The following is a 15,093-nucleotide window of genomic DNA, read 5'->3' as shown; positions in this document are numbered from 1 at the left end:
TATGTCGTTTCTTCTCACCCATCCCGCGCTGGCGCAGCTGTTCGAGCGGCTGCTGCCCGATTACCGGATCATGGCGCCCGCGGCCGAATATCGGGGCGGCCGCTTCTCCGACACCGACAACGTCACCTACCACAGCATCCGCCATCCGGCCGATCTGGTGTGGCAGGAGAAGTCCCACTTCTCCCCGAAAGAGGTGGTGCTCCCCATCACCCAGACCCTGTTCCACTTCGACAATCTGGAGCTGCGTGAATCAAAGGTGGAGGCCAAACCCACCCTGCTGTTCTTGCGCAGCTGCGATATCCACGCCCTGCGCAGGCTGGATCAGGTCTACCTGAAAAATGGCCAGAACAGCGACGTCTACTACGCCCGGCTGCGCAGCAAGCTCAAGCTGGTACTGCTGGAGTGCCGCGAGAGCTTCGAGAACTGCTTCTGCGTCTCCATGGGCAGCAACGAGACCCAGGACTACGCCGCCGCCATTCGTCTGAGCGATGAGGGTGCCCGTATCGAGGTGAAGGATCCCGAGCTGCTCGGTTACTTTGCCGAGCTGGGTGAATCCGACGACTTCACCCCGGAATTTGTCCAGAGCAACCCGGTCAAGGTACGCACCCCGGACAGCGTCTGTGACGACCCCCAGCGGATCCGCCAGATCCTCACCGCCCATCCGGTCTGGGCCGAGTACGACAGCCGCTGCATCGGCTGCGGCCGCTGTACCACCTCCTGCCCGACCTGCAGCTGCTACAGCGTGCACGACCTCACTTATGCCGAGAACCCCAAGCAGGGTGAGCGCCGTCGCCAGTGGGCCAGCTGTATGGTGGATGGCTTCAGCGACATGGCCGGTGGCCACGGTTTTCGCGCCAAGCATGGCGAGCGCCTGCGTTATCGCGCCCTGCACAAGGTCAACGACTACAAGGCCCGTCAGGGAGAGGAGCACATGTGCGTCGGCTGTGGCCGCTGCGACGATCGCTGCCCTCACTACATCTCCTTTAGCAACATCATCAACAAGATGACCGATGTGGTCGAACAGACCATCGCAGCCGACAACGCGCAGGGGGCGAACTGATATGTGCCAGTGCCAGCAAACCGCAACAGCAGAACAACAGCAGGAAGCAGTCGAAAACCGCCTGCTGCCCAAGGCCTACACCATTCTGGCCATCGAGCGTCACACCGAGCTTGAGTGGAACTTTCGGGTCTCCCGCGACTTTGATGTCCACTACGGCCAGTTTGTGGAGATCTCCCTGCCCACCGTTGGCGAGGCGCCCATCTCGGTCTCCGACTATGGCGATGGCTATGTGGATCTGTTGATCCGCAAGGTCGGCAAGGTGACCGATGCGCTGTTTGCCCTCGATGTGGGCGACAAGGTGTGGATGCGCGGTGTCCACGGCAACGGCTATCCGCTGGAGACCTATCGCAACCAGCACCTCATCGTGGTGGCGGGCGGCACCGGCGTAGCGCCGGTCAAGGGGCTGCTGCGCCGCTTCAGCAAACATCCGGAAGAGGTGAAATCCCTCGACATGATCCTCGGCTTCAAGAACGAGCAGGCGGTGCTCTATCGCCACGAGATGCCGCTCTGGGCCGAGCAGCAGAACCTTATCGTCACCCTGGACGAGGGCAAGGAGAGCGAGCAGTTTCGCATCGGCCGGGTCACCGACTATATCGACCAGCTGGATCTCGCTGACAAGGAGGATATCCAGGTGATCGTGGTCGGCCCCCCCATCATGATCCGCTTCGTGGTGCTCGCCTTCCTCGAACGGGGCATCCCCAAGGATCGCATCTGGGTCGACTACGAACGCCGCATGGCCTGTGCCGTAGGCAAGTGTGGCCACTGCCGGATGGGCGACACCTATATCTGCGTGGATGGACCGGTCTTTCGTTTTGACCAGGCCCAGCATCTGATCGACTGAGGGAGAACACCATGAGTCTCGATATCGACATCATCAAGGCCCGCGCCAAGAACGAATACCGCCTCTCCAAGGTGCGCGGCGAAGCGATGATCAGCGTACGCATTCCCGGCGGGATCATGCCCGCCCACCTGCTGGCGGTGGCCCAGCAGATCGCCGAACAGTATGGCAACGGCCTGATCCACCTCACCACCCGCCAGAAGCTGGCGATGCCCGGCATCAAGTATCAGGACATGGACAAGGTCAACGCCGCCCTCGAACCCTTTATCAAGGAGATCGAGGTGGAGACCTGCGGCATCGAGGTAGAGGACACCACAGCCGGTTACCAGACCATCGGCGGGCGCAATATCGTCGCTTGTCAGGGCAACACCATCTGCCAGAAGGGCAATATCGACTGCACCGGGCTGGCCCAGCGGATGGAGAAACACCTCTACCCCAACCCATATCACCTCAAGATGGTGATCGCCGGCTGTCCCAACGACTGCGCCAAGGCCAACATGGCCGACTTCGGCATCCTCGGCATCGCCAAAATCCACTTCAATGCCGAGCGCTGCATCGGCTGCGGCGCCTGTGTCAAGGCATGCAGCCACCACGCAGTGGATTGCCTCGCCATCAAGCATGGCAAGGCGGTCAAGGAGGAGAGCAAGTGCATCGGCTGTGGCGAGTGCGTGCTGGCCTGCCCGACCCTGGCCTGGCAACGGGATCCCAAGCAGCTCTACATGGTCAAGCTGGGGGGACGCACCAGCAAGAAGACCCCTCGTACCGGCAAGCTGTTCCTCAACTGGGTGACCGAAGAGGTGCTGCATGCGGTGATCAAGAACCTGTTCGAGTTCGAGGCCGAGATGCTGGATGGCAAACCCATCTACCTGCACATGGGTCACCTTATCGACCGGGCCGGTTATCACAAGTTCAAGGAGCGGGTGCTGCGCGGCGTCACCCTCAACCCGGAAGCCATGGTCGCTGACCGCATCTTCTGGGCCGAAGATCAGTACGTCGCCAACATGCACGTCAAAGCGGTGCAATAGGAAAAACCTCGTTTGGGGAAGCGTGATCAAGTGGCCGACACCGGTGGGGATCTGTCGTTGGCCCGGGCGTAGATCACCCTTCCCCTTTTTTTATTCCCGTCGGGGGATCTTTCCCCCAACCATCCGGGGTGCGTCACGGCGCGCCCTGCTATCTCGCCCGGCGCGGCATTGCGAGCGGGCCAGCATCCGGAGCCTGTTATGGACTTTCTCCCTCTCTTCTGTCAGCTGCAAAACAAGCCGGTCCTGATCGTCGGCGGCGGTGAGGTGGCGGTGCGCAAGGCGCGCCTGCTGCTCGATGCCAAGGCGAAGATCACCATCAATGCCCCGCATCTGGAACCCCAGCTGATGAGCTGGGCCGAGCAGGGACTGCTGACCGTCTGCGCCGCCGACTTTCACCCAGAGCTGCTCGATGGCAAGTGGCTGGTGATCGCCGCCACCAACCAGCAAGAGGTCAACCAGCAGGTCTTTCATGAGGCGAACCTGCGCCAGATCTTCTGCAATGTGGTGGACTCCCCGGCCCACTGCAGCGCCATCATGCCCGCCATCATTGACCGCTCGCCGCTGATGGTGGCCATCTCCAGCGCAGGCGCGGCACCGGTACTGAGCCGCCAGCTGCGGGAAAAACTCGAAGCCATGCTGCCGCAACACCTCGGCCAGCTCGCGGCGCTGGCGGGCAAGCTGCGCGAGCGGGTCAAACTCATTCCGGACAAGCTGGCCCGCCGCCGCTTCTGGGAGCGACTCTTTAGCCACGATCGCCTCGCCCGCCAACTGGCCCGCGGCCAGCAGCAAGCTGCCGAGCAGAGCGTCGCCGAGCTGCTCGATGAGCAACCACAGAGCAAGGGGTGCGTGACTCTGGTCGGCGCCGGCCCCGGCGATGCGGGACTGCTTACCCTAAGCGGTCTACGGCAGTTGCAGCAGGCGGATGTGGTGGTCTATGACCGACTGGTCTCGCAGGAGGTATTGGCGCTTGTTCGCCGGGATGCCGAGCGGATCTTTGTTGGCAAGGAGGCGGGCCGCCACTGTGTGTCCCAGCAGGCGATCAACCAACTGTTGCTGGAGCAGGCCAGCCTCGGCAAACAGGTGGTGCGGCTCAAGGGGGGCGATCCCTTTATCTTTGGCCGGGGTGGCGAGGAGCTGGAAACCCTGGCCGAGGCGGGCATCCCCTTCTCGGTGGTACCGGGCATTACGGCAGCCTCAGGCTGCGCTGCCTACAGCGGCATTCCCCTCACCCACCGCGATCACGCCCAACGGGTGCAGTTCATCACCGGGCATGACAAGGAGGGCAATATCGCCCAGGAGTGGCCGGCGCTGGCGGCCCCACGCCAGACCCTGGTCTTCTACATGGGGCTGGCCCACGCCGCCCGCATTCAGGATGCGCTGCAAACCCACGGCATGCCCGGTCACACCCCGGTGGCGCTGGTGGAACAAGGCACCCAGCTCAGTCAGCGGGTGGTGCGCGGCGAGCTGCAGCAGTTGGCCGAACTGGCCCGTCAGGTGAAGAGCCCGAGCCTCATCATCATCGGCTCGGTGGTCACTCTGGCCGACAAGCTGGACTGGTATGGGGAAGCCAACGCCATCCACGGCATCTAACCCCGCACGGCTATCAACCAATAGAGACAACAAAGCAGAGAGCGGCCATGCCGCTCTCTGCTTTTTGCATCAATGACCAAGCCGTGGCACGGCACGTCTGTTACTCGAGCCGGATGGGGCCGGTATTCTGAACATCGCTGTCATTCCAGTCGCTCTCATCGCGAATACGCGGATCCCCTTGCAAGGTGTAGAGGATGGTGCCCTGACGAAACTGCAGCGCGCCATCGGCCCGTTTCGCCTTCACCTTGACTCCGTTGACCCACACCTGCTCCTTGCCATCCACCTGAATATTGGCCACCGTGGCGCCGGTCTCGCGGTTTTTGGCGATCCACTTGCCCTGATAGGGCGAGTCCCCCTTGGCCATCGGCAGTGCGGCGGCCTTGCCCGCCGACCAGGCGTGCACGGTGCAAAAGCCGTGGGCCCGGCGATCATGCTTGATGACGTAATCCAGGGTGGGTTCGCTCGCGGGCAGGTCGAAGGTGATCCCGATGACTACCTTGCCGTTTGTGGCCGAATAGGCGGCGGGCGCCAGTGTTTTCAGGGTCGCCTTCTTGCCATTGATAAAGACGTTGCCCCCTTGTGACTTGACCCGGATGTCGGTGGGACAAGTGGCGCTGAAATTGGGCCGCGCCGCGAGGGCACTGCCGGCATGGGCGGTCATGGCCAACATGACAAGGGTCAGCAGAGCAGGTTTTTGATTCATAGTGATACGCCTTCAAGAGAAGAGAACATCGTCCGTGAGCGGTGTCGTTCCTGATGGCGGCACTCTAGCTTGACCCTCTCGGGCCACCCAGTGAAAAAAAATAAAACCGGTCCGTGGAATTATTAATAAATATAAATATTTAAAATCAATAATTTAAGTGATAACCCTGCCAGCCACCACGTATCAGACAGGCAATAAAAAAGCCGATAACCCGGTTATCGGCTCATTGCCCATGCAGAAGCGGGTGCCCGATCAGACCACCACGGCGGTGCCACTGATGCTGACCATCAGCATGCTGCCATTTTGCCCCACCACTTCGTAGTCGATATCGATGCCGACCACCGCATTGGCGCCAAGGGCAGCGGCACGCTCTTTCAGCTCATCGAAGGCGATCTCGCGGGCACGGGCCAGCTCTTTTTCATAGGCGCCAGAGCGGCCGCCGATGATGTCGCGGATCCCGGCAAAGAGATCCTTGAAAATGTTGGCGCCGAGAATGGCTTCGCCTACCACTATGCCGCGGTATTCACGAATGGTTTTGCCTTCCAGCGTGGGGGTCGTCGAGAGGATCATCTTGAACTCCTGTGAGTAGCAGAAGGGCTCAGACTACCCCAACTGCCCGAAAATCCCAACCGGGGGGTGACCTGTACGACGCCGTCCTTAAAAATCACGACGGCCAGATAAAAAAACACCGCGCACGGGGCGCGGTGTTTGTTTCAGAGGGCCATTGCCAACGGCAAGCCGTCACGGATTGTAAGAGACCACTGAGCCACTGAGGCCGGTCATCTGGGAGATCCGCCCCTGCATCCCCTGCAGTTTGGCCTTGGAGACATCCGGTCCGATAAAGACCCGGTTGAGCTGACCCTGCACCGGTGTGCGCGGCGAGGTGTGGGCAGAGTAGCCCGCCGCCCGCAGCTTGCTCACCAGCGCGTTGACGCTGTCGACGTTCTTGAAGGCGCCAAGCTGAAGGATCCAGCTACCCTGTGCCGGTGCCGCAGCAGGTGCGGTCGGCTGGGTCATCTTGCTTTCAATCAGATCGTCGAGGGACTTGATCTGACCCGCCTGCGGCTTGGCCGGTGCGGGCGCCTTGGCCACTTCAACCGGTTTGGCTGGCGTCGGCTTGGGTGCTGGCTTGGGCGGTTCGACCGGCTTTTTGGCCACCACATCCGGCTTGGGCTGTGGCTTGGGTTGGGCATTCTGTTGCGGCTGAACCGGTGCCGGTGCGGCAGGGGTTGTCGCCGGCTGCGCACCGTTGCCCTGACCGGCGAGGGTCATGGGGTCAGCCACCTCTTCCACTTGCCACTGCTGGGCCGCAGAGGCCTGTTGCTGGCTGGCCAGATGATCGGCTGGCAGGCTGCTGGCCGCCGAGACCTGCAGCGCAGGCTTGGCAGGCTCCAGCTCGGGGCGCAGCGGGATCTTGGCAAAGGCCTCCTCCTTTTGTGCCAGCTTGTGACCATCCAGCAAGTCCGGCAGGAAAATAACAACCAGGGCCACCAGGATGACGGTGCCCACCAGACGGTTTTGAAACTTCGAGGCCAAGTTGAATCCTACCTTTACGTAACTCAATATGCGATTTGGCTCCCCGCCAAAGGGCTGGGGAGCCGGGGTGTGGCCTAGACGGCGACACCCGCCAGAATGTCGGCGACAGTGTAAAACGAACCAAACACAATGACCATATCGTCCGGACTCGATGCGGCCAACGCTGCCTGATAAGCGGCGCTGACATCATCAAACTCCCTGGCAGGCCCCTTGCCCTCTCCCAACGCCGCAGCCAGTTGCGCAGAGGTGGCGGCGCGCGGGCCGGTGAGGCTGGCCAGATACCACTCGCCAATCAAGCCATCGAGTTCGGTAAGGGAGCCCGCCATGTCCTTGTCTTTGAGCATGCCGACCACGGCGCGGCGTACACCCGAGCAGGGCATCTTGCGCAATTGCGCGGCCAGATAGGCCGCCGAATGGGGGTTGTGGGCTACATCGACGATCACCAGCGGCGCACTTTGCAACTGCTGCATCCGGCCAGCCAGCCGGGCATTGGCAAGCCCGTCATGAATGGCGGACTCCGGCAGCGGCAAGCCAAGGGATTCCAGCGCCGCCAGCACGGTCACCGCGTTCATCAGTGGCAACGCCGGTTTTGGCAGATCCCGCCACTGGTTGAGGCCATGATAATCCCAACCGCTCTCGTGCTCATCGCCACGAAAATCGATACCGACCTGACGCAGGTTAGCGCCAAGACGTTGGGCTTCGCTGGCAATAGTCGCGGGCGGATTAGGCTCACCGCTGATGGCGGGCTTACCAGCGCGATAGACCCCCGCCTTCTCCACCGCCACTGCTTCGCGGGTATCACCCAGCCAGTCGCAGTGATCGAGGGCAATGGAGGTGATCATGGCGACATCGGACTCCACCACGTTGGTGGCGTCGAGCCGACCACCCAGCCCCACTTCCAGCAGCAGCACATCGGGGGCGGCGCGGCAGAAGAGCCACAAGCCGGCCAGGGTGGCGAACTCGAAGAAGGTAAGGGCAATCTCGCCGCGAGCAGCTTCCACCTCGGCAAAGGCGGCGCAGTGATCGCTGTCGGGCAGCTCTTGCCCGTTGACCCGCACCCGCTCGGTAAAGCGCAGCAGATGGGGTGAGGAGTAGACACCGACCTTGTAGCCTGCGGCCATCAGAATGCTGGCCGCCATGGCACAGCTGGAGCCCTTGCCGTTGGTACCCGCCACCGTGATCACCTTGAACGGCAGCTGGGTGAGACCCATGCGCCGGGCAACGGCACCGACCCGATCCAGCCCCATGTCAATATTGACCGGATGGATCTGCTCCAAATAAGAAAGCCAGTCGACAAGCGACCGGCTTTGGGATTGTTGCATGTTTGAACTCATCTTCACTCTTCGATGACGTGAGTATTCAGCATTTTGGCGAGCAGGCTGGCCAGACGGTTACGCATTTCGCGGCGATCGATGATGATATCGATGGCACCCTTTTCCAGCAGGAACTCGGAGCGCTGGAAGCCTTCCGGCAGTTTCTCGCGCACGGTCTGCTCGATAACGCGTGGGCCGGCAAAGCCGATCAGCGCCTTGGGCTCGCCCACGTTGATGTCACCCAGCATCGCCAGACTGGCAGAGACGCCACCCATGGTGGGGTCGGTCAGCACGGAGATATAGGGCAGGCCCGCCTTGGACAGACGATCCAGAGCAGCACTGGTCTTGGCCATCTGCATCAGGGAGAACAGCGCTTCCTGCATGCGAGCACCACCAGAGGCGGAGAAGCAAACCAGGCCACGGCCTTCCTTGATGCACTCCTCAACGGCGCGCACAAATCGGGCACCGACCACGGAGGCCATGGAGCCACCCATGAAGGAGAATTCGAACGAACAGGCGACAACCGGTACCCCTTTGAGGGTCCCTTTCATCACCACCAGCGCATCTTTCTCCGCCGTCTCTTTCTGAGCAGCAGACAAACGATCCTTATAGCGCTTGGAATCCTTGAATTTCAGTACATCCTGCGGCTCCAGCTCGGCACCGATCTCGGTACGACCCTGCTCATCGAGGAAGCTCTCGAGACGGGCGCGGGCGCTGATACGCATATGATGATCACACTTGGGGCACACTTCGAGGTTGCGCTCCAACTCTGCCCGGTAGAGCACCTGTTCACAAGCACTGCACTTGGTCCACACCCCTTCCGGAATGTTGTGACGACGGGGCGCAGTGATCTTGCTCTTGGGAAGAATCTTCTCAAGCCAGCTCATGGAATTCCTTAATGCTTTTGTGCCTGACAAAACGCATCGAGCCTAGATTGTTCAATGACTTAATAGCTCGATGGCAACAAATGACGGGTCATTAAACCACAATTTTTCGGGCGCAGTTACTAAAAACTGGTCGTACCCGGTGCCGAGTCCGGCAGCCACAGCGGGCCGAGCGGCAACTGCGGCAGAGCAAACTCGGCCGGGTAATCCACGTCGACCAAATAGAGGCCACCGGCCTTGGCGGTCGGCCCGGCCAGATTGCGATCCTTGGCAGCCAGCACCTCGGCAATCCACTCCACCGGTTTGAGCCCCTGCCCCACCAGCAGCAGGGAGCCGGTGATGTTGCGCACCATATGGTGCAGGAAGGCGTTGGCCTTGATGTCGAGCACGATGTAGGGGCCGGAGCGGCTGACACACAGATGGGTCACATTGCGCCACGGGGTGTTGGATTGGCAGGCGACGGCACGGAAGGTGCTGAAGTCGTGCTCCCCCAGCAGGCTCTGGCCCGCCTGGTGCATCAACTCCGCATCGATGGTCTCGTGGTAGTGGCTGACGCCACTGCCGAGGATCGCCGGCCGGTAGTTGTGGTTGTAGATGACATAGCGGTAGCGACGGGCGGTAGCGCTGAAGCGGGCGTGGAAGCTCTCGTCCACCTGCTTGACCCAGCGCACGGCGATATCCGGCGGCAGGTTGGAATTGAGCCCCAGGGTCCAGGCCCCTTCGGCACGGTTCGCCTCGGTATCGAAGTGGATCACCTGACCGGTCGCATGGACACCGGCATCGGTGCGTCCGGCACACTGGATGGAGACAGGATGGTTGGCAATCCGGCTCAGCGCCGTCTCCAGTTCAGCCTGCACGCTGATCACTTCACGCTGACGCTGCCAGCCGAAATACCGGCTGCCGTCATATTCAATACCTAGGGCAATTCGCATGGATAAACTTGTCTTGTTGTGAAAACGCAGTGAAAGAAACGGGGCGGATTATACGCGCTCAGCCCGAAAAGTCCCACCACGCGCGCAATTGGCCTGGATTGCGAACCTGCGCGGCCATGATCCCCCCATCGCAAATCGCCAAAAGAAGAGGGCAGCCTGCTGGCTGCCCCCGTTTTGCTGATCCCGTAATGGGAGATGCTTTAGCCCAACCGCTTGAGCAACTTCTCGGCTTCGGCACGCTGGTGATCGCTGCCCTGCTCCGCCGCCTCTTGCAGCAGCTCGCGGGCGCTATCCTTGTCGTCAATCTCGAGGTAGGCACGGGCCAGATCCAGCTTGGCACCCACACCGCCGTCATCGGCATCCACGTCAAATCCGGTGGATTCCGGCAGCACCTCGGGGAAGCCATCGAGCCCCACATCCAGCGAGAAGCCCTGATAAGGCTCCTGCTCCGGCGCGGTGGCATCCGCTTCGGCCAGCAGCTTGTCGATCTCGACGTAGCCGCTCTCTTGCGCCTGCTCACGGGGCTGGAGATCTGCCGGATGAGATTCCACCTCGGCGAACGCATCTTCGAAATCGGAGAGCGCCAGCTCGTTGGGATCCCACTCCAGATCCAGCTCAGCTTCCTTCGCCTTGACAGGCTCAAGACCGAGCTCGGCCAGCATGGCATCCGCACTCTCGTCGGTGTCCTCTGCGGCACTGAGATCAATGGCGTTATCATCTTTGCCAGCAGCAGGCTCGTCGAGGGCACTGTCGAAATCGCCGAGATCGAAGCTAGCCAGATCGTCGTCAGCGGCACCGACTTCGTCGATGGAGCTCAAATCGGGCTCGAGGTCGGCTGAGAGATCCGCATCCAGCTCGGCAAACAGGGCTGCCTGCAGCTCCTCTTCGCTCATGATCTCGTCAGCGGCCTTGGGCTTGGGATTGAACTCGCTGGCCAGATCCATGGCGGGCTCGTTGGCCAGCGCAATGGGCTCATCCAGCGAGAGATCGAGATCCGGCACCAGATCCGGGTCACGACTGGCTGGCTGGGCCGCCATCCCCTCGGGCTCGAAGCCCTGCAGCTCCATCTCGCCCTCGTCGCTGAACACCAGATCGACATCCGGCTTGGCGGCCGGCTCGTCAGGCTCCATCGGCATAAAGCCATCGGGGGTGTTGAGATCCGGCACCGGGCGCACCGGCTCGTTGTCGGTCACATCGACGCTCAGTAGATCATCAAACTCGCTCTGCTCCTGATCCATCATCATGGCGGTGGATTCGGAGAGGCTCTTCTCCTGCTCTTCCAGTTCGCGGCGGGCACGGGCACGCAGCCACAGGGTCACCAGTGCCAATACCAGCAGCACAGGCAGCAGGATGATCATGGCGAGGTTGAGCGGTGAGGAGAGCAGATCCATCAACCAGTTTTTCTCAGGCTCAGGCTCGGCTGCCACCGGCGGGACCGGTTGGGCCTTGAGCTCGGCAATCTCTTTTTGCAGCGCGGTCTGATCCTGCAGCTGGGCCTTGAGGGTCTCCACCTCTTCGGTCAGGGATTGCAGACGCAGCTTGAGCCTGTGGTTCATCTCGGTCACCTGGCCGAGCTGGGCATTGGCATCTTCCAGTGCCAGCGCCATCTCGGTAGCCGGTTTGCCCACCGGTTTATCCAGATCGGAAGGCAGAGGCGCCGGGGTGGTGCCTTCTGCAGCGCTCGGAGCAGGTGCTACCGCCTCTTTCGGCGCAGGCTCGCTCACCTTGGCCACTTCTTTGGTTTCAGCAGCCGGTTGCGGTGCCACCACCGGAGCGGGAATGGGGGCGGCTTTCGCCACTGGTAGCGGCGCAGGCGCAGCCTTCACCGACTCGGTCTTGGCGGCTTCCACCTTCGCGGGTTTGGCGGCAGCGGGTTTGGCGGTATGGGCCTGCTTGTCAGCCAGATATTTGGGGCTTAACCCCTTCCAGCTGGCGTTGTCGCTGCGGAACTTGGCGCGGGCCTGAGCATCAGTGATGACGCTCGCCTCGGCCGCGGTCGGCAGCAGAATGCGGGAACCCACCAGAATGTGGTTGATATTGCCATCGGCAAAACTGCGGGGGTTTTTCTCGTAAATCGCCACCATGGTCTGGTAGACGCTGACCCGATTGGAGGGGCGATATTTGCTCGCCAGGCTCCATAGGGTATCGGTCGGACGAACAGGGCCATAGCTACCGGCATTGGCAGTGACCTGACGCACCACCGGCTGGGCGGTTGTACGCACCGGTTGCGCGGCGGGTCTGGCGACCGGCTGCGCCAGCGGCTGGGAATTGACGGCGGGAGGTGCGGGTTCGTCAGGGCCTTTTAGCTCGACAAAAAAAGGCTCCCGCGCCGAGTCTTCAGCCTGGACGGTGCCCAGTAGACCCAATGCGAGTAGCGTTGCCAATGTTATGCGGGAATGTCCCATATTCGTTCCTTCGTATGACGGCCCTATCACATTGAAAAATCTGGATAGTTACCCCAAAACAGTCGGTTCAATATAAATCAGGCTCGCCTGGCAAGCCAGCAGTCCGACACATTTAGCACCCAACTTGACCCTGAGTGTAGGAAAAAACTTAATCAGTTGATATCGCAACAGAATCTTGAAGTGACGGAGTGCGGCATGGGTCACACCCCGGTTTGATCACAGGCCGGATGCGCAGCACTCCCTGCTGCGCATCTGTGGCATCTGACCAGCCTTACAGATAGTCGCGAACCAGCAGCTCGGCAATCTGTACACTGTTGGTTGCCGCGCCCTTACGAACGTTATCGGCCACGATCCACATATTGATACCACTTGGATGAGAAATATCCTGGCGCACCCGACCCACCAACACCTCATCCTTGCCGGTTGCGTCACGCACCGGGGTCGGATAGTCCCCTTCGTCATCAAACAGGGTCACACCCGGCGCATTGCGCAGCAGGTCCTTGACCTGTTCGGCATCGAGCGGCTGGTGCAGTTCGACGTGTACCGCCTCGGCGTGGCCGTAGAAGACCGGCACCCGCACGCAGGTGGGGTTCACGGCAATGCTGGCATCCCCTAGGATCTTCTGGGTTTCCCATACCATCTTCATCTCTTCACGGGTGTAGCCGTTGTCAGTGAAGCTGTCGATCTGCGGGATCAGGTTAAAGGCGATCTGTTGCGGATAGAGGGTCGGTTCCACCGGACGACCGTTGAGCAGATGAGCGGTCTGACCCGCCAACTCGCTGACCCCCTCTTTGCCGGAGCCTGATACGGATTGATAGGTGGCCACGTTGATGCGGGCAATGCCCACTTCGTCGTGCAGCGGCTTCAAAGCCACCAGCATCTGGATAGTGGAGCAGTTGGGGTTGGCGATGATGTTGCGATTGCGAAAATCGGCCAGCGCATCCGGGTTCACTTCCGGGATCACCAGCGGGATATCTTCGTCGTAACGGAAGCAGGAGGTGTTGTCGATGACGATGCAGCCGTGTTCGGCAGCAATCGGCGCCCACTTGGCAGAGACCTCGGCACCGGCGGAGAAGAGTGCGATCTGCACCTGGCTCCAGTCAAACTCCTCCACATCGAGGATCTCGAGGTTCTTGCCGCCAAAGCGCACGGTATCACCGGCGCTGCGGCTGGAAGCCAGCGGATAGAGGGTCGCTACCGGAAATTCGCGCTCTTCCAGGATCTCGATCATCGCCTGACCCACGGCGCCGCTGGCACCCAATACCGCTACGTTAAACTGCTGGCTCATTCTGTTCTCCTCTGATAATGCTGCAATGGCGCCGGGTGGCACCATGGTCGGCAGGCTCCCGCACGGCGAGATAACGCTGCCTGATATGGCTGAGCCGGCGCAGTAGCATCTGCGCCAGCTCAGTAAAAAAATGGGGGCGAGGTAGCCAGTACGGCTCACCCCTTTCTGTTATCTTCCAACTCTTGGTCCCCGATTCAGGGGCGTGACAGCGCAAATCCCAGCTCGCCCAGCGTCTGGTCGGCAAACGCCCCCTCCACCTGCAGGGAGGATAGTTCACGGCGTTCGGGATAGTGTTTGCGCTGCTCGTCAAAGCTGCCGGGCAGGCCGAGTCGGGCCCGGAAACGGGCATCATCACGGCGCACGTCATAGACCAGATGCACCAGCTGCTTGATCAGCGCCTGATCCGGTGCGCGGCCCGGCACCACTGCCTGCACATCGGGGGCGGGCAACAGCCGACTCAAATCCTGACGAGGCTGGCGTCCCAGCTGCTGGCAGAGCGCCTGATAGAGCATCCAGGTACCGCGGGCCTTCCCCTCCAGGCTGTAACCGGCGATATGGGGAGTGGCAATCTCGGTATGGGGCACCAGCGCAGCCAGTGGCTCGGGCTCGTTCTCCCACACATCCATCACCAGTCGCAATGGCGCATCGCCCAACTGGCGCGCCAGCAGGGCCCGGTTATCCCACACCTCGCCGCGTGAGGCGTTAATGAGGATCTGCCCGGCAGGACGGGCGGCAATCTGTTCGGCATCGAGCAGATGGTAGGTGGCATCCACTCCTTCACGGGTAATGGGCACGTGGAAACTGACGATATCGGCGCCAAGGGCGGTCTGGTAATCGACAAAGCCCGCATCGGGATTATCCCGCGCCTTGGGTGGATCGCAGCGCAGTACCCGCATGCCGAGCGCTTGGGCCTTGCCAGCCACACACTCGCCGGTATTGCCCGCGCCAATCACCGCCAGCGTCATGGCCGAGAGGTCGAGTTCGTAACGCTCCGCCAGCACCAGCAGGGCGGAGAGCACATAATCCCCCACCGAATACTTGTTGCAACCGGGAGCGCTGAAGAAGGGAATATTGCGGCTTGCCAGCAACGCCCTGTCCACATGGTCGGTGCCTATGGTGGCGGTGCCGACAAACCCGAGTTTGGGGCTGGTCGCCAGCAAATCGCCGTTGACGCGGGTGACCGAACGCACCAGCAGCACATCGGCATCCAGCAGATCGCGGGCCTGCATCTGCCGTCCGGGCAAGGCGATCACCTCGCCAAATTCGGCAAACAGCTCCACGGCATGGGGCATATTCTCATCAACGACTATCTTCATCGGGCTCTCTTTGGTCACAACCGCCACGGGGGCGCCATTCTAGCGCAAAGCCGCCCGAGATTTCAGCCTGTGATGCAATCCGGCGTGAAACGGGCCCACATTGCGCGGCAGCCGCTCGATCCGCCCGCTCAAACAGAGGATGTCGCCACAAATGTGTAAGCAGAGGTAACAAACGTGCTGCTCGGCTTTGTCCGAGCATATCA

General features: G+C 61.3%; 13 protein-coding genes. 4 read left to right on the top strand and 9 right to left on the bottom strand.

What is annotated here, in order from left to right; translation table 11 throughout:
- Position 1 precedes the first annotated feature (1 nt).
- The 4 genes from asrA (at position 2) to cysG (ending at position 4,513) form a co-directional block, all read left to right on the top strand.
- Positions 2-1,060 carry an anaerobic sulfite reductase subunit AsrA gene (gene asrA / locus AB5Y86_RS17420; RefSeq protein WP_043819574.1) on the top strand — a complete coding sequence of 353 codons (1,059 nt, stop codon included), beginning with the start codon at positions 2-4 and terminating at the stop codon, positions 1,058-1,060.
- Position 1,061: 1 nt separating this feature from the next.
- The gene (gene asrB, locus AB5Y86_RS17415) at positions 1,062-1,901 is read left to right on the top strand and encodes an anaerobic sulfite reductase subunit AsrB (protein ID WP_019446166.1); all 840 of its coding nucleotides are present in this window, start codon (positions 1,062-1,064) and stop codon (positions 1,899-1,901) included.
- 11 nt (positions 1,902-1,912) lie between these two features.
- Positions 1,913-2,923 carry a sulfite reductase subunit C gene (gene asrC / locus AB5Y86_RS17410; RefSeq protein ID WP_040066440.1) on the top strand — a complete coding sequence of 337 codons (1,011 nt, stop codon included), beginning with the start codon at positions 1,913-1,915 and terminating at the stop codon, positions 2,921-2,923.
- A 198-nt stretch (positions 2,924-3,121) separates the two neighbouring features.
- Positions 3,122-4,513, top strand: coding sequence for a siroheme synthase CysG (gene cysG / locus AB5Y86_RS17405; protein WP_368193579.1), 1,392 nt, complete (start codon positions 3,122-3,124; stop codon positions 4,511-4,513).
- Positions 4,514-4,613: 100 nt separating this feature from the next.
- Here the strand turns inward: cysG and AB5Y86_RS17400 are convergent, their stop codons facing one another.
- The 9 genes from AB5Y86_RS17400 to AB5Y86_RS17360 all read right to left on the bottom strand — a co-directional run bounded on the left by AB5Y86_RS17400 (position 4,614) and on the right by AB5Y86_RS17360 (position 14,890).
- Positions 4,614-5,216: a hypothetical protein gene (locus AB5Y86_RS17400; protein ID WP_368193577.1), complete on the bottom strand. Its 603-nt coding sequence runs from the start codon at positions 5,214-5,216 to the stop codon at positions 4,614-4,616.
- A gap of 252 nt (positions 5,217-5,468) precedes the next feature.
- Entirely contained in the window at positions 5,469-5,786 is a 318-nt protein-coding gene (locus AB5Y86_RS17395) for a heavy metal-binding domain-containing protein (RefSeq protein WP_005333757.1), read from the bottom strand.
- 171 nt (positions 5,787-5,957) lie between these two features.
- Positions 5,958-6,752, bottom strand: coding sequence for a cell division protein DedD (dedD, locus tag AB5Y86_RS17390; protein ID WP_368193576.1), 795 nt, complete (start codon positions 6,750-6,752; stop codon positions 5,958-5,960).
- Between the two features lie 74 nt (positions 6,753-6,826).
- Complete coding sequence (folC, locus tag AB5Y86_RS17385) at positions 6,827-8,086, bottom strand: bifunctional tetrahydrofolate synthase/dihydrofolate synthase (protein WP_368193574.1); 1,260 nt, start codon at positions 8,084-8,086, stop codon at positions 6,827-6,829.
- 2 nt (positions 8,087-8,088) lie between these two features.
- Complete coding sequence (accD, locus tag AB5Y86_RS17380) at positions 8,089-8,952, bottom strand: acetyl-CoA carboxylase, carboxyltransferase subunit beta (RefSeq protein WP_042053089.1); 864 nt, start codon at positions 8,950-8,952, stop codon at positions 8,089-8,091.
- 119 nt (positions 8,953-9,071) lie between these two features.
- Complete coding sequence (gene truA, locus AB5Y86_RS17375; RefSeq protein ID WP_040066446.1) at positions 9,072-9,881, bottom strand: tRNA pseudouridine(38-40) synthase TruA; 810 nt, start codon at positions 9,879-9,881, stop codon at positions 9,072-9,074.
- 200 nt (positions 9,882-10,081) lie between these two features.
- Positions 10,082-12,286: a FimV/HubP family polar landmark protein gene (locus AB5Y86_RS17370; RefSeq protein ID WP_368193573.1), complete on the bottom strand. Its 2,205-nt coding sequence runs from the start codon at positions 12,284-12,286 to the stop codon at positions 10,082-10,084.
- A gap of 271 nt (positions 12,287-12,557) precedes the next feature.
- Entirely contained in the window at positions 12,558-13,574 is a 1,017-nt protein-coding gene (locus AB5Y86_RS17365; RefSeq protein ID WP_005344937.1) for an aspartate-semialdehyde dehydrogenase, read from the bottom strand.
- Positions 13,575-13,768: 194 nt separating this feature from the next.
- Positions 13,769-14,890: a 4-phosphoerythronate dehydrogenase gene (locus AB5Y86_RS17360; protein WP_368193572.1), complete on the bottom strand. Its 1,122-nt coding sequence runs from the start codon at positions 14,888-14,890 to the stop codon at positions 13,769-13,771.
- Positions 14,891-15,093: the final 203 nt, after the last annotated feature.

It is taken from the genome of Aeromonas sp. s8, assembly GCF_040907785.1.
GTDB lineage: Bacteria > Pseudomonadota > Gammaproteobacteria > Enterobacterales > Aeromonadaceae > Aeromonas > Aeromonas veronii.
Note: the sequence above shows the minus strand (reverse complement) of the source record. Positions and strands in the feature narration are given on the sequence as shown.

Bases quoted from the DNA above. Each gene is read 5' to 3' on its own strand.
- asrA (WP_043819574.1), top strand. From the start codon at position 2: ATGTCGTTTCTTCTCACCCATCCCGCGCTGGCGCAGCTGTTCGAGCGG.
- asrB (WP_019446166.1), top strand. From the start codon at position 1,062: ATGTGCCAGTGCCAGCAAACCGCAACAGCAGAACAACAGCAGGAAGCA.
- asrC (WP_040066440.1), top strand. From the start codon at position 1,913: ATGAGTCTCGATATCGACATCATCAAGGCCCGCGCCAAGAACGAATAC.
- cysG (WP_368193579.1), top strand. From the start codon at position 3,122: ATGGACTTTCTCCCTCTCTTCTGTCAGCTGCAAAACAAGCCGGTCCTG.
- AB5Y86_RS17400 (WP_368193577.1), bottom strand. From the start codon at position 5,216: ATGAATCAAAAACCTGCTCTGCTGACCCTTGTCATGTTGGCCATGACC.
- AB5Y86_RS17395 (WP_005333757.1), bottom strand. From the start codon at position 5,786: ATGATCCTCTCGACGACCCCCACGCTGGAAGGCAAAACCATTCGTGAA.
- folC (WP_368193574.1), bottom strand. From the start codon at position 8,086: ATGAGTTCAAACATGCAACAATCCCAAAGCCGGTCGCTTGTCGACTGG.
- accD (WP_042053089.1), bottom strand. From the start codon at position 8,952: ATGAGCTGGCTTGAGAAGATTCTTCCCAAGAGCAAGATCACTGCGCCC.
- truA (WP_040066446.1), bottom strand. From the start codon at position 9,881: ATGCGAATTGCCCTAGGTATTGAATATGACGGCAGCCGGTATTTCGGC.
- AB5Y86_RS17370 (WP_368193573.1), bottom strand. From the start codon at position 12,286: ATGGGACATTCCCGCATAACATTGGCAACGCTACTCGCATTGGGTCTA.
- AB5Y86_RS17365 (WP_005344937.1), bottom strand. From the start codon at position 13,574: ATGAGCCAGCAGTTTAACGTAGCGGTATTGGGTGCCAGCGGCGCCGTG.
- AB5Y86_RS17360 (WP_368193572.1), bottom strand. From the start codon at position 14,890: ATGAAGATAGTCGTTGATGAGAATATGCCCCATGCCGTGGAGCTGTTT.